Annotated in this window: 18 protein-coding genes and 1 pseudogene; 12 read left to right on the top strand and 7 right to left on the bottom strand. The window is 71.1% G+C overall.

Annotation, left to right across the window (positions count from 1 at the left end; all coding sequences use genetic code 11):
• Positions 1 to 257, bottom strand: a pseudogene (locus ABZ656_RS30050) (hypothetical protein); the annotation flags it as partial.
• A 135-nt stretch (positions 258 to 392) separates the two neighbouring features.
• The gene (locus ABZ656_RS30045) at positions 393 to 1,916 is read right to left on the bottom strand and encodes a DUF4331 domain-containing protein (protein WP_101406025.1); all 1,524 of its coding nucleotides are present in this window, start codon (positions 1,914 to 1,916) and stop codon (positions 393 to 395) included.
• Positions 1,917 to 2,190: 274 nt separating this feature from the next.
• On the opposite strand from ABZ656_RS30045, the gene ABZ656_RS30040 reads away from it, so the two are divergent.
• From ABZ656_RS30040 to ABZ656_RS30030, 3 genes are all read left to right on the top strand, one after another.
• On the top strand, positions 2,191 to 2,733 hold the full coding sequence (locus ABZ656_RS30040; RefSeq protein WP_101406026.1) for a sigma-70 family RNA polymerase sigma factor: 543 nt from the start codon (positions 2,191 to 2,193) through the stop codon (positions 2,731 to 2,733).
• A 184-nt stretch (positions 2,734 to 2,917) separates the two neighbouring features.
• Entirely contained in the window at positions 2,918 to 3,742 is an 825-nt protein-coding gene (locus tag ABZ656_RS30035) for an anti-sigma factor (RefSeq protein WP_101406027.1), read from the top strand.
• Between the two features lie 115 nt (positions 3,743 to 3,857).
• Entirely contained in the window at positions 3,858 to 4,127 is a 270-nt protein-coding gene (locus ABZ656_RS30030) for a hypothetical protein (RefSeq protein WP_054231078.1), read from the top strand.
• A 248-nt stretch (positions 4,128 to 4,375) separates the two neighbouring features.
• Here ABZ656_RS30030 and ABZ656_RS30025 read toward each other — a convergent pair whose 3' ends face one another.
• Both ABZ656_RS30025 and ABZ656_RS30020 read right to left on the bottom strand, forming a co-directional pair.
• The gene (locus tag ABZ656_RS30025; RefSeq protein ID WP_101406028.1) at positions 4,376 to 5,158 is read right to left on the bottom strand and encodes an ABC transporter permease; all 783 of its coding nucleotides are present in this window, start codon (positions 5,156 to 5,158) and stop codon (positions 4,376 to 4,378) included.
• On the bottom strand, positions 5,155 to 6,123 hold the full coding sequence (locus ABZ656_RS30020) for an ATP-binding cassette domain-containing protein (RefSeq protein ID WP_101406029.1): 969 nt from the start codon (positions 6,121 to 6,123) through the stop codon (positions 5,155 to 5,157). The genes ABZ656_RS30025 and ABZ656_RS30020 overlap by 4 nt, the downstream gene beginning before the upstream one ends.
• A 64-nt stretch (positions 6,124 to 6,187) precedes the next feature.
• On the opposite strand from ABZ656_RS30020, the gene ABZ656_RS30015 reads away from it, so the two are divergent.
• On the top strand, positions 6,188 to 6,901 hold the full coding sequence (locus tag ABZ656_RS30015) for a TetR/AcrR family transcriptional regulator (protein WP_360271712.1): 714 nt from the start codon (positions 6,188 to 6,190) through the stop codon (positions 6,899 to 6,901).
• A 27-nt stretch (positions 6,902 to 6,928) separates the two neighbouring features.
• On the opposite strand, the gene ABZ656_RS30010 is transcribed toward ABZ656_RS30015, so the two are convergent.
• Genes ABZ656_RS30010 through hmgA form a run of 3 tightly spaced genes read right to left on the bottom strand, consistent with a single transcriptional unit; the run spans position 6,929 to position 10,279 of the window.
• Positions 6,929 to 8,119 (bottom strand): type ISP restriction/modification enzyme, encoded by a 1,191-nt coding sequence (locus ABZ656_RS30010; RefSeq protein WP_360271739.1) that lies wholly within the window; start codon positions 8,117 to 8,119, stop codon positions 6,929 to 6,931.
• 41 nt (positions 8,120 to 8,160) lie between these two features.
• Positions 8,161 to 8,910: a GntR family transcriptional regulator gene (locus ABZ656_RS30005; RefSeq protein WP_101406031.1), complete on the bottom strand. Its 750-nt coding sequence runs from the start codon at positions 8,908 to 8,910 to the stop codon at positions 8,161 to 8,163.
• A 28-nt stretch (positions 8,911 to 8,938) separates the two neighbouring features.
• Complete coding sequence (gene hmgA / locus ABZ656_RS30000; RefSeq protein WP_360271708.1) at positions 8,939 to 10,279, bottom strand: homogentisate 1,2-dioxygenase; 1,341 nt, start codon at positions 10,277 to 10,279, stop codon at positions 8,939 to 8,941.
• A gap of 201 nt (positions 10,280 to 10,480) precedes the next feature.
• On the opposite strand from hmgA, the gene ABZ656_RS29995 reads away from it, so the two are divergent.
• The 8 genes from ABZ656_RS29995 to ABZ656_RS29960 all read left to right on the top strand — a co-directional run bounded on the left by ABZ656_RS29995 (position 10,481) and on the right by ABZ656_RS29960 (position 21,398).
• Positions 10,481 to 11,128 (top strand): hypothetical protein, encoded by a 648-nt coding sequence (locus ABZ656_RS29995; RefSeq protein WP_101406033.1) that lies wholly within the window; start codon positions 10,481 to 10,483, stop codon positions 11,126 to 11,128.
• Positions 11,125 to 11,784, top strand: coding sequence for a TetR/AcrR family transcriptional regulator (locus tag ABZ656_RS29990; RefSeq protein ID WP_360271704.1), 660 nt, complete (start codon positions 11,125 to 11,127; stop codon positions 11,782 to 11,784). Before ABZ656_RS29995 ends, ABZ656_RS29990 begins: the two co-directional genes overlap by 4 nt.
• Positions 11,785 to 11,917: 133 nt before the next feature.
• Entirely contained in the window at positions 11,918 to 14,176 is a 2,259-nt protein-coding gene (locus tag ABZ656_RS29985) for a molybdopterin oxidoreductase family protein (RefSeq protein ID WP_101406035.1), read from the top strand.
• Between the two features lie 154 nt (positions 14,177 to 14,330).
• On the top strand, positions 14,331 to 15,749 hold the full coding sequence (locus ABZ656_RS29980) for a citrate:proton symporter (RefSeq protein ID WP_101406036.1): 1,419 nt from the start codon (positions 14,331 to 14,333) through the stop codon (positions 15,747 to 15,749).
• A 161-nt stretch (positions 15,750 to 15,910) separates the two neighbouring features.
• On the top strand, positions 15,911 to 17,140 hold the full coding sequence (locus ABZ656_RS29975) for an MFS transporter (protein ID WP_360271699.1): 1,230 nt from the start codon (positions 15,911 to 15,913) through the stop codon (positions 17,138 to 17,140).
• 248 nt (positions 17,141 to 17,388) lie between these two features.
• Entirely contained in the window at positions 17,389 to 18,732 is a 1,344-nt protein-coding gene (locus ABZ656_RS29970) for an ABC transporter ATP-binding protein (RefSeq protein WP_360271696.1), read from the top strand.
• Between the two features lie 114 nt (positions 18,733 to 18,846).
• Complete coding sequence (locus tag ABZ656_RS29965; protein WP_101406039.1) at positions 18,847 to 20,235, top strand: aldehyde dehydrogenase family protein; 1,389 nt, start codon at positions 18,847 to 18,849, stop codon at positions 20,233 to 20,235.
• An 80-nt stretch (positions 20,236 to 20,315) separates the two neighbouring features.
• Positions 20,316 to 21,398 carry a Zn-dependent alcohol dehydrogenase gene (locus tag ABZ656_RS29960; RefSeq protein ID WP_101406040.1) on the top strand — a complete coding sequence of 361 codons (1,083 nt, stop codon included), beginning with the start codon at positions 20,316 to 20,318 and terminating at the stop codon, positions 21,396 to 21,398.
• Positions 21,399 to 21,489: the final 91 nt, after the last annotated feature.

Genomic DNA, 21,489 nt, shown 5'->3' with positions numbered 1-21,489 from the left:
TCGGGCAGGTGGTCTTCGGCCGTGGGCTGCTCGGCTTCGGGTTCGGGCAGGTGGTCTTCGGCCGTGGGCTGCTCGGCTTCGGGTTCGGGCAGGTGGTCTTCGGCCGTGGGCTGCTCGGCTTCGGGTTCGGGCAGGTGATCCTCGGCCGCCGGCAGCTTGGCTTCCGGCTCGGGAGCGTCGTGCGGAGGCTGTGGGTCGGCCGTCGTCACCTCGTCGGGCTCGCCCTCCGGCGCGCTCTCGTTCGTACGCGGGGACATGCCCTCTCCTCAAAGTCCTTGGGGTGAACGGTCGTCGTGGGGGTGGGGCGGCGCGGCCCGCCGTGGGGGTGATGGATGCGGGCCGCGCCAGTCGGTGGACCGGGCCCGGTCAACGGGCCAGGTCGCCAGGGCCGGTCAGTAGGCCCGGTTGTACATGCGGCGGCGCCACCACATGACGCCGGCGCCGATCAGCAGGACCCCGGCCACGCCCGCCGCCGCGGAGCCCGCGATCAGCATGGTGTCGGTGCCGCCGGTGCCCGACTGAAGGGCGTCACCCAGCTGGTTCTTGACGCTGCTGCCGGTGCCCTTCGCCAGCGGTCCACGCGAACCCGAGGTGGGCTCGGCCACGTAGGGGAACGACTTCTCGAAGCTCTTGTCGTTCTTGTCGACCGAGTCCGACAGACCGGTCTTCTGGCCGAGCAGTTCACCCTCGACGACCCGCAGCGAGGCATCGATCACGTCGTCGGCGAGCCGACGGCCGTTCGGGAAGCCCGCGTTGTCGCCGTCGAGCACACCGAGCCGCTTGGGGTGCATGCTGGGTTTGATCGAGGTGTTGAGCCGCAGCTCCTCCGCAGGGCGCACCTTGGGCGGCTGGTTGAGGCCCTTCACGCCCTTCAGGAACACGTCGACCAGGTCGTTGCGCGGCTCGGCGGGCGCCTTGATCTTGTAGATCGCCTCGATGAGCTTGGGCAGCTCCGGGTTGGTCACGTTCTTCAGGAACTGCGCGTCGTCCCAGGGCGAGGACGCGTTGAACTTGTCCTTGTCCTTCTGCGGGTTGACGACCTCGTTGACCAGCGGGCTGCCCAGGCGCGAGACCTGCGTGTAGTAGCCGCGGGCGTCCTTGCGCTGGACGGTGGACCAGATGCCGACGATCGGCTGGTGCGACGACTCCTGGATCATGTAGTTGGGCACCTGCAGGGCCAGCGTGTTGACGTTGTAGCCCTTGAGCGTGTCCCGCCCGACCTCGGACAGGTTGCCGCCGTACAGCAGGTCGAAGACCCGCAGGTCGGCGAAGAAGGGGTCGTCCGCCTGGCCGGCGAAGGTCGTCGAGTCGCCCGCGAGCTTGTACACGGCCTGGTTGCGCAGCTTCGTGTAGTCCGGCATCGAGGCCTTGCCGACGTTCGACGGGGCGACCGGGATGTCGTCCGCGACCTTCGTCTTGGAGACCAGCTTCTGGTTGTGCAGCCGCAGCAGATCGATGTCGTAGGTCTGCGTGATGTTCAGGTCCGGGTCGTCGAGGCTGTTGACCGGACCCGTGTTGTAGAGGAACGTGTCGCCGTTCTTGCGGTGCGTCTTGAAGGTGTACCGGTACACCAGCTCGCTCTGCGCGTCACCGTTGTTGTCGATATGGATGTCGTACTGGGCGTCGTCGGCGAACGTGTAGAAGTTCGGCCCGCCGGCCGGCTCCTCGAAGGGTATGAAGTTCGCGATGACCGTCGTCGTGTCCGGCTTGTCCGGGCTGACGAAGGCGTACAGGTCGGTGTTGTCGTACTGGGGAGTGCCCGAGATCAGCGGGGCCTCCCGGTGACTGGAGGCGGAGGCCGCCCCGGGGTCCAGCGCGGCTACGCCGGCGGCTACGAGCCCCCCGGCAGCCAGCGCACCGCAGACGAGGGTCGCGAGACTCCTGCGTCCCAAGCCACTCCTGGAGATAGGTGTCATGCCGTCCGTCCTCAGATCCCAATTGCCTGACGCACGCCATTCGGAGCGGTCGCCGGGGTGGATTGGTCGAATCCCAAACGTTCTTACGGCGGGTTTCGCGGCTCGTTTCATCCACGGGCCGGTTTCTTTCACGGCGCTCTCAGAGACCCCTCATCACTCTTTGGCAACCGACCCGCGTTTTGACCGCCGTGATCCGTAACCCATCCGGAGGCGCTCGCGCTGCGAACATGTAGGTGCAGGGACAGGCCGCGCGCGGCCGGAGAGGGGGGAACGAGTGGAGGCGGACGAACTTCTGGTGCTCGTGGCCGGAGGCGACCAGAAGGCATTCGAGGAGCTGTACGGGCAGGTGTCCGGACCCGTGTTCGGACTCGTACGCCGCGTGGTGCGGGACACGGCCCAGTCGGAGGAGGTGTCCCAGGAGGTGCTGCTCGAACTCTGGCGCTCCGCCGCTCGGTTCGACCCCGGCCGAGGCAGCGCCCTGTCCTGGATCCTCACCCTCGCGCACCGGCGGGCCGTCGACCGGGTACGCAGCGCCCGCGCGGCCACCGAACGCGAGCAGCGCGAGGGGCAGCGCGCCCATCATCCCGCCTTCGACCAGGTCGCCGAGGAGGTGGAGGCCGGGCTCGAACGCGAGTGGGTACGCCGCTGCCTGGAGCGGCTCACCACCCTGCAACGGCAGTCCGTCACCCTCGCCTACTACGACGGCTACACCTACCGCGAAGTCGCCGAACGCCTCTCCCTGCCGCTAGGCACGGTCAAGACACGCATGCGCGACGGTCTGACACGGTTGCGCCACTGCCTGGGAGGTGTGGCATGAGCGCGCGTCGGACACCGCGCCGTGCGGACGGCGTGCCGGGCCGTCAGGCCCCCGCACCGAACTTCGAGTTCGCCCGCCAGGGCCGTGTTCCACACCCGCGGTGCCTTCCCCCCGGCTCCCGGCACCCCCGTATCCGCGCCCTGGAACTGCCCAGCCGCGCCCCGCACCCCCAGGGAGGCGTCGTATGAGCGTCCTCGACCGTCTGCTGCGCCGCGATCTGCACTCGCTCGCCGCTCCCTACGCTCTCGACGCGCTGGAACCCGACGAACGCCGCCGCTTCGAGCGCCATCTGCGGGGCTGCCCCCGGTGCGCGGCCGAGGTGCGGGAGCTGGGCGAGGACGCGGTGCGGCTCGCCTGGTCCACCGCGGCGCCCGCCCCGGCCGCCCTGCGCGAACGGGTCCTGACCGCCGTACGCACGACTCCTCAAGAGGCGCCGGACCCCTCGCACCCCGCCCACCCGTCGCAGGCGTTGCCGAACGGCGTGCCCCGTGGGCGCGCGGCGCACGGGCCCGCGCGCGGCCGGACCCCGCGCTTCCGGTCGCTGCTCGCCCCGCTCTCCACCGCCACCGCCGCCGCGGCGCTCGTCGTGGCGTCCCTCTTCGCCGTCCAGGCGACACAGACCCAGGACAAGCTGGACCAGGAGCGGGCGCAGGCACGTGAGATCGCCCACGTTCTGGCGGCCCCCGACGCCCGGGCGACGAGTGACAGGGATTCACAGGGCCGCGGAATCGGAGTGGTTGCCTCCGTATCGGAGCGGCGCGCCGTCGTGACCCTGAGCGGACTCGGTACTCCGTCAGGGGGGCGCGTGCACCAGTTGTGGCTCATGCGCCCCAACGTGCAACCGCGCTCCCTCGGGCTCTTCGAGGGCGACACGCCCCTGATGGCCGACGGACTGAACACGAACGCCACGTCACTCGCTGTCACCGTCGAGCCGCAGGGGGGCTCGGCACAGCCCACCACCACGCCAGTTGTGCAACTCGCCCTGAAATCGGTTGGATTCGGAGAGTGACCGTCAACACCCTTACGGGGAAGGTGAATCCTGCTACCGCGATACACGAGTGCCACCAGGGAGCGATAGGGTTAGCCTGCCCGGGCCGGGTGGACTCGTACGGGTGGGGAGAGACATGGAACAGATAACAGTGCGCAGCAGGGCACGTGTCCCTGCGATCACCTGCGGGAGCAGCGCGACCAGTTCGCGCCTCGACCGCCATCTGGCGGTGCTGGGCGGCCCTGCCGTCCCGCAACGCGAGACGGCCGAGGCGACTTCGCTGATGCGTGAGCTCACCGCGCGTGACACCGCGCACGACAGCAGTGGGAGGGGCGCGCGCGTACGGCGGGTCTCGCTCTTCGCCCCTCTGAAGCGGCTGCGTCGTTCGCTGTTCGGCGGCCACTAGTACGGTCGCGCGGTACTCGACCCCGCGCTCAGGCGACCACACCGCCCCGGCGTAAGCGCTGCGTTCTCGCCGCCCGTCGTCCCCACGGCACGCAGCGCCGCCCCGGTGTGCTCCCCGAGCGCGGGTGCATCCCCGTTCGTCTTTTTGTGCGCCTCGTTTCCACCCGGCGGCGCGCGGTGGCTCCTTTCTCCCCCTCCTCCCGGCCCTCGGCCGTCGTCAACCCCGGATGCCCGAGCCCCCGTTGGGATTCATCGCTCCCCGGTCGCGTACCTGCGCACCGCGAGCGGCACGAACACCGCGAGGATGACGACACACCAGGTCAGCGCCCCGGCCACCGGGTGTGTCACCGGCCAGGCCCCCTCGCCCGGCACCGGTGCGTTTCCGAAGAGGTCTCGTAGTGCGGTGGTCACCGCGCTGATCGGATTCCACTCGGCCACCGTGCGCACCCAGCCGGGCAGGTTGTCGGTGGGGATGTACGCGTTCGACAGCAGCGGCAGGATGAACGTCGCACCGCCCAGTTGCCCGGCCGCCTCCTCACTCTGTGAGGCGAGCCCCAGCACGATGCCGATCCACGTCGTCGCGAACCGGAAGAGCAGCAGGAGGCCGACGCCGGCCACCGCCCGGAGCGCCGACCCCTCGATCCGCCAGCCCACGGCCAGCCCGACCAGCATCAGCGGAACCGTGCCCACGGCGGTGACCACGAGGTCCGCGAGCGCCTGCCCGAGTGGCACGGCGGCCCGGCTCATCGGCAGCGTACGGAAGCGGTCCATCACGCCCCGGTGCGAGTCCTGGGCGGCCTGGAACATGCCGGTCATGATCCCATTGGCGGCGGTCGCCACCAGCAGTCCCGGCAGCAGGAAGGCGCGGTACTGCTGTCCGGGTGTCGCGAGGGCGCTGCCGAACACATAGCCGAAGAACAGCAGCATCGTGATCGGCATGGACTGGGTGAGGATCAGCAGCCCGGGATTGTGCCGGATCCGCCGCAGGTGCCGCCCCAGCATCGCGGTCCCGTCGTACGCCAACGTGCTCATGTCACAAGCTCCTTGCGGTCGGTGCGGCCTCCGGTGAGGCGCAGGAAGACGTCGTCGAGCGTCGGCGGGCGCAGGCTCGCGTCGAGCAGTGGCACCCCCGCGGCGTCGAGTTCACGGACGAGCCGGGGCAGGGTCAGTGTCGGATCGGTGGTCACCGCCCCGACCGCGTGCCGCTCCGGGGCGAACGCCGGTTCGGAGCCGGTGAGCCGGTCGAGGACGGCCGCCGCGCCGGGCATCGCGTCGGCGTGGGCGACGACGACCTCCGCGTACGAGCCGATGAGCGCCTTGAGTTCGGCGGGCGATCCGGTGTGCGCGACCCGGCCGTGGTCCACGAGCGCGATGTCGTCGGCGAGCCGGTCGGCCTCCTCCAGGTACTGCGTGGTCAGCACCACGGTCGTGCCCTCGCCCTTCAGGGCGCGCACGGCCTCCCAGATCTGGTTGCGGCTGGCCGGGTCGAGCCCGGTGGTGGGTTCGTCGAGGAAGAGCACCTCGGGGCGGCGGATCAGGCTCGCCGCGAGGTCGAGGCGGCGCCGCATACCGCCCGAGTAGGTGGACGCGGGCCGGTCGGCGGCCTCGGCGAGCCCGAAGCGTTCGAGGAGTTCACCGGCGCGGGCCGGAGCGTCCCGCATCCGGTGCAGCCGCGCGAACAGCCGCAGGTTCTCCCGGCCGGTGAGGTCGCCGTCGACGGAGGCGTACTGCCCGGTGACCCCGATGGCGCCGCGCACCGCGGCCGCCTCCCGTACGAGGTCGTGCCCGGCGACCCGCGCCGACCCCGCGTCGGGCCGCAGCAGTGTGGTGAGCAGGCGCACCGCCGTGGTCTTGCCCGCGCCGTTAGGTCCGAGCACCCCGCAGACGGTGCCCTCGGCCACCGCGAGATCGAGCCCGCGCACCGCGTGGACGACCTCCCCCTTGGTTTCGAAGCTCTTCTCCAGACCTTCACTAAGTACGGCGTACGTAGTTGTCATGGGGCGACCATAGCGCACTACGTACGCCGTACGTAACTAGGATGGTGGCGAGGTGATCGACGACATGACAGGGCGCAGTGCCGTACCCGAAGTGATCTGGGCCCGCCCCGAGCGCGCGGGCCGTGGTCCGCGGGCGGCGTACAGCCGGGCGGACATCGCGGCCGCCGCGGTGCGGATCGCGGACACGGACGGGCTCGAAGCGGTCTCGATGCGGCATGTGGCCACCGAGCTGGGCTGCGGCACGATGTCGCTGTACAACTACGTCCCGCGCAAGGAGGACCTGTACGAGCTGATGGTTGACGTCATCAGCGGTGAGCACGACACCTGGGAGCCGACGGGCGACTGGCGCGCCGACATGCTCCGCGTCGCCCATCAGACCCGTGCCCTCATGCACCGCCACCCGTGGCTGCCGCGCCTGATGTCCCCGGTCTACGGCTTCAGCCCCAACGCCCTGCGCTACCTGGAGCACTGTCTCGTCTGCCTCGACCCGCTGGACGCGTCGTACGGCACGAAGATGGAGCTGATCGCGATGCTCAACGGCGTGGTGACGACGTACGTCGGCAACGAACTGGCCACCGCCGAGCGCACCCGCTCCCTGCCCTGGTCCGAGGAGCAGGAGCAGGCGATGCGGATCGCCTACCTCGGCAGCCGGATCGCGACCGGCGCGTATCCGCGGATGGCGGCCGCCTTCAGCCGGGACGCGGGCCCGATCGACCTGGAGGCGGTGTTCGAGCGGGCGCTGGGGCGGGTGCTGGACGCGTTCGAACCAAAGGGTTAGATCTACGCGGCTGTCGGACCTGCGGGGTCAGATGAGCGCGAACTGCCCCTCGGGGCCCTCTTCGTGGTGATCGAGGACGGACGCGGGCCGGTGCGCCGCCTCCGGAACCGGCAGCACGCCCGCCTTGCGCAGCTCGGTCCGTGTGATCGGCGAGTCGATCGCCAACTCGTCCAGCTGGGGGCGGAGTTCCGCGAGGAGTGTCAGCACCGTGATGAGTTCCAGGAGCTCGGACGTCCAGGCCTGTGGCCAGCCGGCGGGCCGGATCGCCTCCAGGGTGCCCGGCCCGGCCGGTTCCGCCGGCTCGGTCCTGGCCGCGAACCACTGCTCCAGGACCCGCACTCCGCCCACCTCGAAGTCCCAGGCCTCAGGCGGCACGGGCGAGATGCGGCCCTCGTCGAGGAGGAGGGCCTCCTCGTCGCGGTCGTAGCGCACGTCGAGGGGGCGCGGCGGGAGCGGGGCGCGGACATAGGGGCGACGGCCACCGGGGAGCTTGGGGCGCTCGCCGTCGCGGCGCATCAGCCACAGCATCCGGCGCCCCAACGCGACGCCGTTCGCCCACGCCTGCGGGTCGGCGGTGAGCGGGACGGCACACCCGTCCCGGCCCGACCGCGCGACCGCAAGCGTCCAGGCGAGGATGTCGTCGGGTTCGGGGGAGTGGCCGAGGCGGGCGCCGACGTGCTCCAACAGGCCGGGCGCCAGATTCGGTTCGAGGCCCCCGGGGCGCCGGTGGAGGGGGCGGACACGGCCACCGCGACCGGCGCTCAGTGGCAGCACGGACGCGACCAGCAGCACCGGCCCCGACGTGTCCGGCACCACCGTCTGCTCCACCACGAACACCTGCCGCTCGTCGGCCACCCGCCACAGCTCGGGGCGCGCCGCGTCGATCAGCCGGTGGTCCGGGATCAGCCACTGCTCGTCGAACGGGCCGTGCAGGACACGTACCGGCTCCGGACAGGGTCCCGACTCCCGCTCCAGCCGGGCCGTCCCACTGGACTGCCCGGGCAGCTGCCCGACGGCCGAATGCGTGGTGCGCGAGCGCGTCGGGCCGAACAACGCCTCGCGGCCCTGCCCCTCGGCCTTCATCAGCGCGTCCCAGCGCGCCTTCAGGGACGCCGCGTCGGGCGCCGTCGGCCACCCCCGGCCCAGCCTCGGCGGTGCGACGGACCACGGCATGAGGTCCGCGAGCAGCGGAGCGTCGGCGTGCGTCACGCCCGGCATCGTACGACGTGGGCGCCGCGCGCCGGTCTCGTACGCCATCGTCAGTGGGCGTCGAGGGTGACCGTGAAGGAGAAGCGGTCACCGCGGTAGTGGATGCGGGCCACGTCCAGGGCGCGGCCGTCCTCGCCGTGCACGATGCCCGTGTAGTGCAGGATCGGGCTGAGCAGCGGCACCTGGAGCAGCCGGGCCGTCTCCGGATCCGCGAGCCGCGCCTCCACCGTGTCGGTGATCCGGCTGATGCGCACGCCCACCACGTCCCGCAGCACCTTGGTCATGGGCCAGCGCACCAGGTCCTGCGGGTCGATCAGCGCGGCCAGTTCGGGACGGACGTAGTTGCGCGCGTGGTTCGTCGGCTCACCGGTCTTCTCGTCGCCGCGCAGCCGGTGGTACGTCCCCACCTCGGCCAGATCCGGGAAGTGCTCGGCGAGTTCGGCCGGCACCGGCACGCTCCCGTGGTCCAGCAGCTCGGTCGTCATGCCCGACTGCTGCGCGACGATCGTGTCCACCGAGCCCAGCAGCCGCACCGGAGCGCCCCGTTGCGCGCTCGGCTCGATGAACGTGCCCCGCCGCCGGTGGCGGGTGATCAGCCCCTCGTCCTCCAGCTCCTTGAGCGCCTGCCGCATGGTGAGCACACTCACCCCGTAGTGGCCCGCCAACCGCTCCTCGGTGGGCAGGCGCAGCGGGTCCTGGGGCGAGCGCCCGAGTATCGAGGCGCGCAGGGACTGCGACACCTGGTACCAGAGCGGGAGTTTGCGGTTCAGGACGATCGAGTCCGGGGCGAAGGAGGTCACGAGGGATATCCGTACCGGTCGCCGACGCTCAGTGCAACGGGCCGAAGTGCCGCTGGAGGCCCTGCCACACGTCGTCGTACCCGCGCTGCAGATGCTCCGCGTGCGCCGCCTGCGCCGTGGCGGTCACCGGCCACCGGGTCTCGAACATGAACGCCAGCCCGTCGTCGATCTTCTGCGGCCGCAGCTCGGCGGCGGAGGCCCGGTCGAAGGTCTCCCGGTCCGGCCCGTGCGCCGACATCATGTTGTGCAGCGAACCGCCCCCCGGAACAAAGCCCTCCGCCTTCGCGTCGTACGCCCCCTCGATGAGCCCCATGTACTCGCTCATCACGTTCCGGTGGAAGTACGGCGGCCGGAAGGTGTCCTCGCCCACCAGCCAGCGCGGCGCGAACACCACGAAGTCGACCCCGGCGAGGCCCGGGGTGTCGCTCGGCGAGGTCAGCACCGTGAAGATCGACGGATCCGGGTGGTCGTAGCTGATCGTGCCGATCACATTGAAGCGGCGCAGGTCGTAGACGTACGGCACATGGTTGCCGTGCCAGGCGACGACATCCAGCGGCGAGTGGTCGTACGTCGCCGTCCAGAGGTTGCCGCAGAACTTGTTGACCACCTCCACCGGGCCCTCGACATCCTCGTACACGGCGACGGGGGCGAGGAAGTCCCGCGCGTTGGCCAGCCCGTTGGCGCCGATCGGGCCGAGGTCGGGCAGTTGGAAGGGCGCCCCGTAGTTCTCGCACACATAGCCGCGGGCCGTCTGGCTCTGCCCGCCGCCGGGCTCGGTGTCCAGCAGCTCCACCCGGAAGCGGACCCCACGGGGAATCAGCGCCACCCGGCCCGGCTCCACGTGCAGCAGCCCGAACTCGGTCCGCAGCAGCAGCCCGCCGCGTTCCGGCACGATCAGCAGCTCCCCGTCGGCGTCGCTGAAGACGCGGTCCATCGAGGAGTCGGCGTGATACAGGTGCACGGCCATACCGGTGCGCTGGGCCGCGTCGCCGTTGCCGCCCACCGTCCACAGGCCCGAGAGGAAGTCGGTGCCTTGCGCCGGCTCCGGCAGCGGGTTCCAGCGCAGCCGGTTCGGGTCGGGCTCGGTCTCCGTGAAGGGCGCCGAGCGCAGCGCCCCGTTGTCCGTGCGTGTGAACGCGGGGTGCGCGGCCGACGGACGGATCCGGTACAGCCACGAACGCCGGTTGTGCGCCCTCGGCTCCGTGAACGCCGAACCGCTCAGCTGCTCCGCGTACAGCCCGAGGGGGGCGCGCTGGGGCGCGTTGCGGCCGTGCGGCAGCGCCCCGGGGAGCGCCTCCGAGCTGTGTTCGTTGCCGAATCCGGTGAGGTAGGTCAGCCCCTCGGCTGTCTTCCTCGCGTCCCCGCTCATGATCGCTCCCTCGCGCCTGATTCCTATGCTTCACCGTAGGATTCAGTTTTTTCGCGCGCAAGAGGTACGCCGAGGTGCGTGGCCGGCGAACGCGCGGCGCCGGAACCTCCGTGCGGAGTACACCCCAGGGCTGGCGGCACGGCCCAAGAACCCGACTCCAGGGGGATCCGCCTGTCAGAGCGTTGTTCTAATCTCCCCGGCATGTCGTGGAAGCGTGGACTGCTCGCCGCGCTCGCGGTCTGTGCTCTGCTCGGCGGATCGGCGGGCTGCGGCACCGGTGCCGCACACGAGCGGAGGGACGCGGTGTCGCCCTCGCCCGTGGGCAAAATCCTGGACGAGACGGACAAAGAAGGACGGCACTACCGTGAGGTCGACAAGAAGAGCGCACCCGAGGTCGCAATCGAGGTCCAACCGGCCTCCGGCGACGGCTGGGACGTCCGCCTGACCGTCCACCGCTTCCGCTTCTCGCCCGCCGCCGCCAAGGCGGAGGCCGTGGCCGGCCGCGGCGTCGCGCTGCTGTCCCTGGACGGCCGGAACCTCGCCACCCTGCGCACCGCCGCGTACCACCTCACCGGCGACCTGGTCCCACGCGGCACCCACCACGTCACCGCGCGCCTCTACGCCGACGACCACACGGCGTGGGCCGTCCATGGCAAGGCCGTCGAGAGCACGGCGGACATCACCGCCTCCGGAACCGCCGCGTCGACCCAGCCGTCGACACCCGCCTCGCCGCCCCCGTCGGCCCCGTCGGCCCGCCCGTCGACGCCGGCATCGACGGCGAGCGGGAACGGTGTCGCGGGCCGTACCGACACGGGAGGTTCACCGGATCCCGGCGGAAAGGCATCATGAAGCCTGTGCCCCAAGCGACCTCGCTGCGCCGCGCGCCCGTTCAGCGGCGCAGCGCCGAACGACTGACCAGGATCCTCGACGCCTGTGCCGACCTCCTCGACGAGGTCGGCTACGACGCCCTGAGCACCCGGGCCGTGGCCCAGCGCGCGGGCGTCCCCATCGGCTCCGTCTACCGCTTCTTCGGCAACAAGCGCGCCATGGCCGACGCGCTCGCCCAGCGCAACCTCGAGCGCTACACCGAACGCGTCACCGAACGCCTCCGGGCGACAGACGCGCAGGGCTGGCGCGCCGCCATGGACGCCGTACTCGACGAGTACCTCGCCATGAAGCGCACCGCCCCCGGCTTCTCCCTCGTCGACTTCGGCAACCAGATACCCGTCGGCACCCGCGACGCCGAGCCCAACACCCGCGTAGCCGACCGCCTCACCGACCTCCTCTCCGACTACCTCGACCGCACCCCCGACGAGGACCTCCGGCGCACCTTCCTGGTCGCCGTGGAGGCCGCCGACAGCCTGGTCCACCTGGCCTTCCGCATCGCCCCGGAGGGGGACGAGCGGATCATCGAGGAGACACGGGAGCTGCTGCGCGCGTATCTGGCCAGAGTTCTGGACCGAACCGCTCCACCGCATCCACCGCATCCACCGCTCCATCGCTGAAGCGCGCGGCCCGGGGGGAGAGGTGCGCGATTTCTCGACCTCACCCCCTTCAAGCCCTCCCTCTCATCCGTACCGGTCGGTATGCTCGGCCCGGTCCGTGTGTCACCGCTGCCACCGTCCTCCGGGAGGACCCGTGTCCCGCACCTCCGGCGCCACCTCCGACTCCCGCACCGCCCTGCGCGTCTGCCCCCTCTGCGAGGCCACCTGCGGGCTGACCCTCACCATCGAGGGCACCCGGGTCACCGGCGCCCGCGGCGACCGCGACGACGTCTTCAGCAAGGGGTTCATCTGTCCCAAGGGCGCCTCCTTCGGCGCGGCCGACGGCGACCCCGACCGGCTGCGCACCCCCCTCGTCCGCACGGACGGCGAACTGCGCGAGGCCACCTGGCAGGAGGCCTTCGACGCGATCGCGGCGGGCCTCGGCCCGGTCGTCGAGCAGTACGGCCCGCACGCCCTCGGCCTCGTCCTCGGCAACCCGAACGTGCACACCATGGCCGGCGCCCTCTACCCGCCCGTCCTGCTCACCGCGCTGCGCACGCACAGCGTCTTCACCGCCTCCACGCTCGACCAGATGCCCAAACACGTCTCGAGCGGCCTCCTCTACGGCGACGCCAACGCGATCCCGGTCCCGGACCTCGACCACACCGACCACCTCCTCCTCATCGGTGCCAACCCCCTGGAATCCAACGGGAGCCTGTGCACCGCCCCCGACTTCCCCGGCAAGCTCAAGGCACTGCGCGCCCGCGGCGGCACCCTGACGGTCATCGACCCGCGCACCACCCGTACCGCCAAACTCGCCGACCGCCATGTGACCATTCGCCCCGGCACCGACGCCCTGCTGCTCGCCGCGATGACATACGTCCTCTTCGAGGAGAAGCTCGTCGACCTGCGCGACCTCGCTCCGCACGTCCAGGACGTCGAAGAACTCGCCGCTGCCGTAAGGGACTTCACTCCCGAGGCCGCGAGCGAGGCCTGCGACGTGGACGCCGACACCATCCGGGCGCTCGCCCGCGAACTCGCCGCCGCCCCCACCGCCGCCGTCTACGGCCGCATCGGCAGCTGCACCGTCCCGCACGGCACCCTCGCCAGCTGGCTCGTCGACATCCTCAACATCCTCACCGGCAACCTCGACCGCCCCGGCGGCGCCCTCTTCCCGCAGGCCGCCACCGACAAGACGCCCCGCCCCGCCGGACCCGGCCGCGGCTTCGCGCTCGGCCGCTGGCACAGCCGGGTGAGCCGCCACCCCGAGGCCAAGGGCGAACTCCCGCTCGCCGCACTCGCCGAGGAGATCGACACCGCCACACCCGAGGGCAGCCCGGTGCGCGCCCTCATCGCCATCGCCGCCAACCCCGTACTGTCGGCACCCGACGGCAACCGCCTCGACAAGGCCCTCGGCTCCCTCGACTTCATGGTCAGCGTCGACCCCTACCTGAACGAGACCGCACGCCACGCCGACGTCGTGCTGCCGCCGCCTCCGCCCTCGCAGAGCGCCCACCACGACTTCGCCTTCAACACCCTCGCCGTACGCAACCAGGTCCGCTACAACCGCCCCGCCGTCCCCCTCGAACCGGGCCGCATGGCCGAGACCGAGATCCTCGCCCGGCTGGTGCTCGCCGCGACCGGCATGCACGGCGCCGACCCGTCCGCCGTGGACGCCATGGTCATCGACTCCACCCTCGGCAAGGCAGTCCAGGACCCGCACGGCCCCGTCCACGAACGCGATCCGAAGGAACTCGCCGCGCGGCTCACCGGCGAGAGCGGACCCGAACGCAGGCTCGACATGATGCTGCGCCTCGGCCCGTACGGCGAGGGCTTCGGCGCCCGGCCCGACGGCCTGAGCCTGGAGAAACTGCTCGCCCACCCGCACGGCATCGACCTCGGACCGCTGCGCTCACGTCTGCCGCAGCCTCTGAAGACGCGCAGCGGGAAGATCGAGCTGCTGCCGGCGCCGATTGTCGACGATCTTCCCCGGCTGCGTGCCGCCCTGCGTGAGCGTCCGGCGGCGATCGTCCTCGTCGGCCGCCGCCATCTGCGCTCCAACAACAGCTGGATGCACAACGTCCCCGCCCTCACCGGTGGCACCAACCGCTGCACCCTGCACATCCACCCCGAGGACGCGGCACGCCTCGGCCTCGCCGACGGGGCGGCCGTGCGCGTCAAGGGTGCCGGGGGAGAGGTGGTGGCCCCGGCCGAGGTCACGGACGCCGTACGACGTGGGGTGGTGAGCCTGCCGCACGGCTGGGGCCACGACCGCCCCGGCACCCGGATGAGCCACGCGGCCCTCGATCCGGGCGTCAACGTCAACCAGCTCCTCGACGGCTCGCTCCTCGACCCGCTGTCGGGCACGGCGGTGCTCAACGGGGTGCCCGTGGAGCTCGCGGCATGCCCGTAGCAGCCCCCCGCTCACCGAGACAAGCCTGTGACCTGGAGTTTTGCGCTTATTGCTCGCGTGTCAACATCTTGTTAACGCAATCTTGCGCGACCTAACGTCAACGCACCGCCGGCCCTGGTGGGAGTTCAAGGGCGAACGTTAGGTAATCCAACTCATGCTGACCATCCTCGGCTTCACCATGATCGCGACCTTCCTGGTCCTGATCATGCTGAAGAAGATGTCGCCGATCGCGGCGCTCGTGCTGATCCCGGCACTCTTCTGTGTCTTCGTCGGAAAGGGCGCCAAGCTCGGTGACTACGTCATCGACGGCGTCACCAGCCTCGCCCCCACGGCGGCGATGCTGATGTTCGCGATCGTCTACTTCGGTGTGATGATCGACGTCGGTCTCTTCGACCCGATCGTCCGGGGGATCCTCAAGTTCTGCAAGGCCGACCCGCTGCGGATCGTGGTCGGCACGGCGGTCCTCGCCGCGATCGTCTCCCTCGACGGCGACGGCTCGACCACCTTCATGATCACGGTCTCGGCGATGTACCCGCTGTACAAGCGCCTCAAGATGAGCCTGGTCGTGATGACCGGCGTCGCCGCCATGGCCAACGGCGTGATGAACACGCTCCCCTGGGGCGGCCCCACGGCCCGCGCCGCGACCGCGCTGAAGCTCGACGCCAGCGACATCTTCGTCCCGATGATCCCGGCCCTCGCCGTCGGCCTGCTCGGAGTCCTCGCTCTCTCGTACGTCCTCGGACGCCGCGAGCGCAAGCGGCTCGGCGTGCTGACGCTGGACGAGGTCCTGGAGCCGGAGACCGAGACGGTGCTCGTCGGTGCGGGGGCGGGCGCCTCCGGCGATCGCGACGGCGCCGTCACGAAGCAGGTGGCACGTGCAGGTGGTTCCGGCTCCGGCACCGACGCCGATCTGCCCGAAGCGGACGACGACTTCCAGGGTCTCGACCCCAACCGCGCCACCCTGCGCCCCAAGCTCTACTGGTTCAACGCGCTCCTCACGGTCACCCTGCTCACCGCCATGATCATGGAGTGGCTGCCGATCCCGGTCCTCTTCCTGCTCGGCGCCGCGCTCGCACTCACCGTCAACTTCCCCCACATGCCCGACCAGAAGGCCCGCCTCGGCGCCCACGCCGAGAACGTCCTCAACGTCTCCGGCATGGTCTTCGCCGCCGCCGTCTTCACCGGCGTCCTCCAGGGCACCGGCATGGTCGACCACATGTCCAAGTGGCTGGTCTCCAACATCCCCGACGGCATGGGCCCGCACATGGCCCTCGTCACCGGCGTCCTGAGCATCCCGCTCACCTACTTCATGTCGAACGACGGCTTCTACTTCGGTGTCCTCCCGGTCCTCGCCGAAGCGGGCCAGGCACACGGAGTCTCGTCCCTGGAGATCGCCCGCGCCTCGCTCGTCGGCCAGCCGCTGCACATGTCCAGCCCGCTGGTGCCCGCCGTGTACGTCCTCGTCGGGATGGCGAAGGTCGAATTCGGGGACCACACCAGGTTCGTGGTGAAGTGGGCGGCGCTGACTTCGCTGGTGGTGTTGGGGGCGGGGATTCTGTTCGGCATCATCTGACGGGCGGATGGTGACTGACAGTTTCTGTCATCTGATATCTGTCATCTGAAATCCGTCATCTGTTATCTGTCGGTCGATATCGGCCAGTCGATCCCCGTCATCTGTCACCTGTCCTCTGCAATCCATCATCTGCAATCCGTCATCGGATGGAGGGTGTCCCCGTGAGGCCCGGTCGGAACCGCGGCTGGCTGCTGCGCCTCGTCATCGCCTTCGGCTTCGCGCAGGGGGCGGTGTCGATGGCCCGCCCCGCCGTCTCCTACCGGGCTCTTGCCCTGGGTGCCGACGAGCGCGCCATCGGTGTGATCGCCGGTGTGTACGCCCTGCTGCCCCTCTTCGCGGCCGTACCGCTGGGCCGCCGTACCGACCACGGTCGTTGTGCCCCGCTGCTGCCCGTCGGGCTCGTCCTCATCGGGGGCGGTTGCGCGCTCAGCGGTACGGCGGACTCGCTGGGGGCGATGGCTGCCTGGAGCGGGGTGATGGGCCTCGGTCACCTCTGCTTCGTCATCGGTGCCCAGTCGATCGTGGCCAGGCAGTCCGCGCCGCACGAGCAGGACCGCAACTTCGGCCATTTCACCATCGGCGCCTCCCTGGGCCAACTGGTGGGGCCGATCGTCGCGGGCCTCCTGATCGGGGGCCCGGACAGGGCGGGCAGCAGCGCGCAGGCGCTGCTCGTCGCGGGTGCGCTCGCCGCGGTGTCGTTCAGCTCGCTCTGGCGCATCGAGCACCGTACGCCCGCCGGGTCCCGTACGGCTCAGGGTGACCGCGTGCCCGTGCACCGCATTCTGCGCGCCCGGGGCGTACCCGCCGGAATCCTCATCAGCCTCTCCGTGCTGTCCGCGACGGACATCCTGACCGCGTATCTGCCGGTGGTCGGCGAGCACCGGAGCATCGCGCCGTCCGTGATCGGTCTGCTGCTCAGTCTGCGCGCGGCGGCGACCATCGCCTGTCGGCTGGTCATGACGCCGATGCTGCGACTGCTGGGCCGGGCGGCGCTGCTCACCGCGACGTGTCTGGTGGCCGGTGTGCTGTGCGCGGGTCTCGCGCTGCCGGTGCCGGTGTGGGCGCTGGCCGCGATGCTGCTGGTCCTCGGCTTCTGCCTGGGCGTCGGGCAGCCGCTGTCCATGACGACGGTCGTGCAGGCCGCCCCGGACGAGGCCCGCTCCACGGCCCTCGCCCTGCGGCTGACCGGCAACCGTCTGGGGCAGGTGGCTGCCCCGGCCGCGGCGGGGCTGGTCGCCGGGGTCGCCGGAGTGGCCGCGCCGTTCGTGATGCTGGGCGCGCTGTTGGTGCTGTCCTCGGGGATCGCGCTGCGCTCGCCGAAGAAGGCGCCCGCCGAGCGTGCCGAGCCCCTACGGCCCGGAGTGCTCCCGCGTCGCAAGAGCGACATCTGACCTTCCCCGACGGGCCCGACGAGGGTGCGGCGAAGTGTCTGTCGGGCCGGTAGGCGATCGTCCGTTTCCGACGCACCCGAACAGGGACGGGAACCGCGGCGGGAACCGACACGCCGGATCCCGCCGGGTGTCTTCCCCCAGGTGGTCGCGGTCCGTTAACTTCCGTGACTCATACGTCCCTTGCGGCCCGCTCGGGGCGTCTCGACCGCGGAGCGACAGCGCCCTGTGAGCCCCCGGGGGCACCCTTCATGACACGCGCCATCTCCCTGCACCAGGTCAGCAAGTCGTATACGCGCGGTGTCCGCGTGGTGGAACGGCTGTCGCTGGACATCCGGCCGGGCGAGTTCCTCGTACTGCTCGGTCCCTCCGGCTGCGGCAAGTCGACCGTGCTGAGGATGATCGCCGGTCTGGAGGACGCCACTGAGGGCGAGGTGCGCCTCGACGGTGAGAACGCGGGCGATCTGCCGCCGTCCGAGCGGGACATGGCGATGGTCTTCCAGAACTTCGCCCTCTACCCGAGCATGACGGGCCGTGACAACATCGGCTTCCCGTTGCGCATCGAGACTCCCGGCGAGGACCCGCGTCCGCGTGTCGACGCCACCGCCCGGATGCTCGGCATCGAGGACCTCCTCGACCGTTTCCCCCACCAGCTGTCGGGCGGCGAACGCCAGCGCGTGGCGATGGGCCGTGCGATCACCCGCCACCCCTCCGCCTTCCTGATGGACGAACCGCTCTCCAATCTCGACGCAAAGCTCCGTAACCACCTGCGCGCCGAGATCGCCTCGCTCACCAGGGAGTTGGGCGTCACCACGGTGTACGTCACCCACGACCAGGCCGAGGCGTTGTCGCTCGGCGACCGGGTCGCCGTCCTGCGCGGCGGCGTCCTCCAGCAACTGGGCACACCCCGTACGGTCTACGCGCTGCCGGCGAACGTCTTCGTCGCCGCCTTCATCGGCACCCCGCGCATCAATCTGCTGCGCGGCCTGGTCCGGGCCCCGCTCGACGGGGCGATGACGATCAGCCTCGGCAAGCAGTATCTGCCGCTGCGCGAGCCCTGGTCGGTGGATCAGCGGTTGCTGCGGGTGCAGCAGGGCCGCGAGGTCATCGTCGGGCTGCGTTCCGAGGCCGTCCGCCTGGCCAAGCCGTCGGAGGCCCGGCCCGGCGAGGTGGCGATCAGTGGTCTCGTCGAGCATGTGGAGTTCCAGGGGCACGAGGTTCTCGTCCACTTCAACACCGGCTCGCGGCCCGCCTTCGTCCCGGACCTGGAGGCGCCGCGCCCGGTCCGCCCGGTCAGGCGCCGCCGTCGCGAGGGCTCGCTCCTCGACCGTCTCCGGGACCGCCGGGCCGGTCTGCGGGCCGGGCCGGTGGTCGACCTCGACGACCCCGCCGACGCGGGTCCGGCGCGCGACGACGAGACACCGCCGGAGGGCCGGCTCCCCGGCGACCTGGTCGTCCGCACCACCCCCGACTTCGACCTCCGTCACGGCATGCAGGTGCCCCTCCTCGTCGACCTCGCCCATCTGTTCGTCTTCGACCGGCACGGCGAACGCATCTGCCCCGCTCCGGCGCGGCTGCCGGACCTGGACGAGTGAGGTGAGCAGGGTGAGTCGCGGGAAGACGTCTGGCGCCTGAAAACTAACACCGCTAGTTTGTGGTTCGGACGACGCCGCGAGGCGGACGGCACGCCCCCGCCCGGGAGGAACACGATGAAGGCACATGACGGCATGTACATCGGCGGTGCTTGGCGCCCCGCCGCCGGGACGGACACGATCGAGGTCGTGAACCCGGTGGACGAACAGGTTCTCGGCCGGGTGCCGGCGGGCACGGCCGAGGACGTCGACACCGCCGTACGGGCCGCTCGCGCCGCCTTCCCGGCCTGGGCGGCGACCCCGCCCGCCGAGCGGGCCGCGCGGCTCGGCGCCCTGCGTGACGTCCTCACCGCACGCAAGGACGAGATCGCCGAGACGGTCACGGCGGAGCTCGGCTCCCCGCTGTCCTTCTCGCAGGCGGTCCACGCGACCGTACCGATCCTGGTCGCGGGCTCGTACGCCGGACTGGCGGCCTCCTACGCCTTCGAGGAGAAGGTCGGCAACTCGACCGTCTACCAGGAGCCGATCGGTGTGGTCGGCGCGATCACGCCCTGGAACTATCCGCTGCACCAGATCGTCGCCAAGGTCGCCCCCGCGCTCGCGGCGGGCTGCACGGTCGTCCTGAAGCCCGCCGAGGACACCCCGCTCACCGCCCAGCTCTTCGCGGAGGCGGTCGCGGAGGCGGGTGTCCCGGCCGGCGTCTTCAACCTCGTCACCGGCCTCGGCCCGGTCGCGGGCCAGGCCCTCGCCGAACACCCGGACGTGGACCTGGTCTCCTTCACGGGCTCCACGGCGGTGGGGCGGCGGATCGGAGCGACGGCCGGTGCGGCGGTCAAGCGGGTCGCCCTCGAACTCGGCGGCAAGTCCGCCAACGTCATCCTGCCGAGCGCCGACCTCGCCAAGGCCGTCAACGTCGGCGTCGCCAACGTGATGTCCAACTCCGGCCAGACGTGCAGCGCCTGGACCCGCATGCTCGTGCACGCCGCGCAGTACGATCAGGCGGTCGAACTCGCCGCGACCGCCGCGGCGAAGTACGGGGACCGCATCGGCCCGGTCGTCAACGCCAAGCAGCAGGCGCGGGTGCGCGGTTACATCGAGAAGGGCGTCGCCGAGGGCGCCCGGCTGGTCGTGGGCGGCCCCGAATCCCCGCGCGAGCACGGATATTTCGTCCAGCCGACCGTCTTCGCGGACGTCACCCCCGAGATGACGATCGCGCAGGAGGAGATCTTCGGCCCGGTGCTGTCGGTGATCCCGTACGAGGACGAGGAGGACGCCGTCCGGATCGCCAACGGCACGGTGTACGGGCTCGCGGGCGCGGTGTGGGCGGGGGACGAGGCCGAGGCGGTCGCCTTCGCGCGACGGCTCGACACCGGTCAGGTCGACATCAACGGCGGCCGGTTCAACCCCAGTGCCCCGTTCGGCGGTTACAAGCAGTCGGGGGTCGGACGAGAACTGGGCGCGCACGGCCTGTCCGAGTACCTCCAGACGAAGTCCCTCCAGTTCTAGCCCGTTCCACTCCACTCGACTCCACTCCGTTCCACTCCATTCCAGTCAGTTCCAGAGTTCTGGGCCCGAGGAGCTTTTACGTGGTTCGCGCTGCCGTACTTCCCGCCGTGGGCGCTCCCCTGGAGATCGCCGAGATCGACCTCCCGGAACCCGGTCCCGGCCAGGTCCGCGTCCGGCTGGCCGCCGCCGGGGTCTGTCACTCCGACCTCTCGCTGTCCGACGGCACCATGCGGGTGCCCGTCCCCGCCGTCCTCGGACACGAGGGTGCCGGGACCGTCGTCTCTGTCGGGGAGGGCGTGACGGGTGTCGCGCCCGGCGACGGAGTCGTCCTCAACTGGGCGCCCTCCTGCGGCAGTTGCCACGCCTGCTCGCTGGGGGAGGTGTGGCTGTGCGCCAACGCGCTGACCGGCGCCGGGGACGTGTACGCGCGGCGCGCCTCCGACGGGAGCGATCTCCATCCCGGGCTGAACGTCGCCGCGTTCGCCGAGGAGACCGTCGTGGCCGCCGGCTGCGTACTCCCCGTCCCGGACGGCGTCCCCCTCACCGACGCCGCCCTCCTCGGCTGTGCCGTCCTCACCGGGTACGGCGCCGTCCACCACTCGGCGCGGGTCCGTGCCGGTGAGACCGTCGCCGTGTTCGGGGTGGGCGGGGTGGGGCTCGCGGCGCTCCAGGCGGCGCGGATCGCGGACGCGTCGCAGGTCATCGCGGTGGACATCTCTCCGGAGAAGGAGTCACTGGCACGCGAGGCCGGCGCCACGCACTACGTCGTCGCCTCCGACACCACCGCCCGCGAGATCCGCTCCCTCACCGGCAAGCAGGGTGTCGACGTCGCCGTCGAGTGTGTGGGCCGTGCCGTGACCATTCGCGCGGCCTGGGACTCCACCCGGCGCGGCGGCCGTACGACGGTCGTAGGCATCGGTGGCAAGGACCAGCAGGTCACCTTCAACGCCCTGGAGATCTTCCACTGGGGCCGTACGCTGTCCGGCTGTGTGTACGGCAACTCCGACCCTGCTCGGGACCTGCCGGTGCTGGCGGAGCATGTTCGGGCGGGGCGTCTGGATCTGGGGATGCTGGTGACCGAGCGGATCGGGCTGGACGGGATCGCGGGGGCGTTCGAGAACATGGTGGCGGGGAAGGGCGGGCGAGCGCTGGTGGTGTTCTAGGTCCTGTCGTCAAATTCCCGTCGTCCGCCCGGAGGGCGGGCCCTGCGGCGTCAGGTGCGTGCTCTCGGCGTGCCGGGCACAGGCCCTCGTA

The organism is Streptomyces sp. NPDC007095, from assembly GCF_040634475.1.
In the GTDB taxonomy this organism is placed as follows: domain Bacteria; phylum Actinomycetota; class Actinomycetes; order Streptomycetales; family Streptomycetaceae; genus Streptomyces.
This window is presented reverse-complemented; position numbering and strand designations above follow the sequence as displayed.

What these genes read in the sequence shown, in the direction of transcription:
- ABZ656_RS30045 (WP_101406025.1), bottom strand. Translation starts at nt 1,916, where the DNA reads ATGACACCTATCTCCAGGAGTGGCTTGGGACGCAGGAGTCTCGCGACC.
- ABZ656_RS30035 (WP_101406027.1), top strand. Translation starts at nt 2,918, where the DNA reads ATGAGCGTCCTCGACCGTCTGCTGCGCCGCGATCTGCACTCGCTCGCC.
- ABZ656_RS30030 (WP_054231078.1), top strand. Translation starts at nt 3,858, where the DNA reads ATGGAACAGATAACAGTGCGCAGCAGGGCACGTGTCCCTGCGATCACC.
- ABZ656_RS30025 (WP_101406028.1), bottom strand. Translation starts at nt 5,158, where the DNA reads ATGAGCACGTTGGCGTACGACGGGACCGCGATGCTGGGGCGGCACCTG.
- ABZ656_RS30020 (WP_101406029.1), bottom strand. Translation starts at nt 6,123, where the DNA reads ATGACAACTACGTACGCCGTACTTAGTGAAGGTCTGGAGAAGAGCTTC.
- ABZ656_RS30015 (WP_360271712.1), top strand. Translation starts at nt 6,188, where the DNA reads ATGACAGGGCGCAGTGCCGTACCCGAAGTGATCTGGGCCCGCCCCGAG.
- ABZ656_RS30010 (WP_360271739.1), bottom strand. Translation starts at nt 8,119, where the DNA reads ATGCCGGGCGTGACGCACGCCGACGCTCCGCTGCTCGCGGACCTCATG.
- hmgA (WP_360271708.1), bottom strand. Translation starts at nt 10,279, where the DNA reads ATGAGCGGGGACGCGAGGAAGACAGCCGAGGGGCTGACCTACCTCACC.
- ABZ656_RS29995 (WP_101406033.1), top strand. Translation starts at nt 10,481, where the DNA reads ATGTCGTGGAAGCGTGGACTGCTCGCCGCGCTCGCGGTCTGTGCTCTG.
- ABZ656_RS29990 (WP_360271704.1), top strand. Translation starts at nt 11,125, where the DNA reads ATGAAGCCTGTGCCCCAAGCGACCTCGCTGCGCCGCGCGCCCGTTCAG.
- ABZ656_RS29980 (WP_101406036.1), top strand. Translation starts at nt 14,331, where the DNA reads ATGCTGACCATCCTCGGCTTCACCATGATCGCGACCTTCCTGGTCCTG.
- ABZ656_RS29970 (WP_360271696.1), top strand. Translation starts at nt 17,389, where the DNA reads ATGACACGCGCCATCTCCCTGCACCAGGTCAGCAAGTCGTATACGCGC.
- ABZ656_RS29965 (WP_101406039.1), top strand. Translation starts at nt 18,847, where the DNA reads ATGAAGGCACATGACGGCATGTACATCGGCGGTGCTTGGCGCCCCGCC.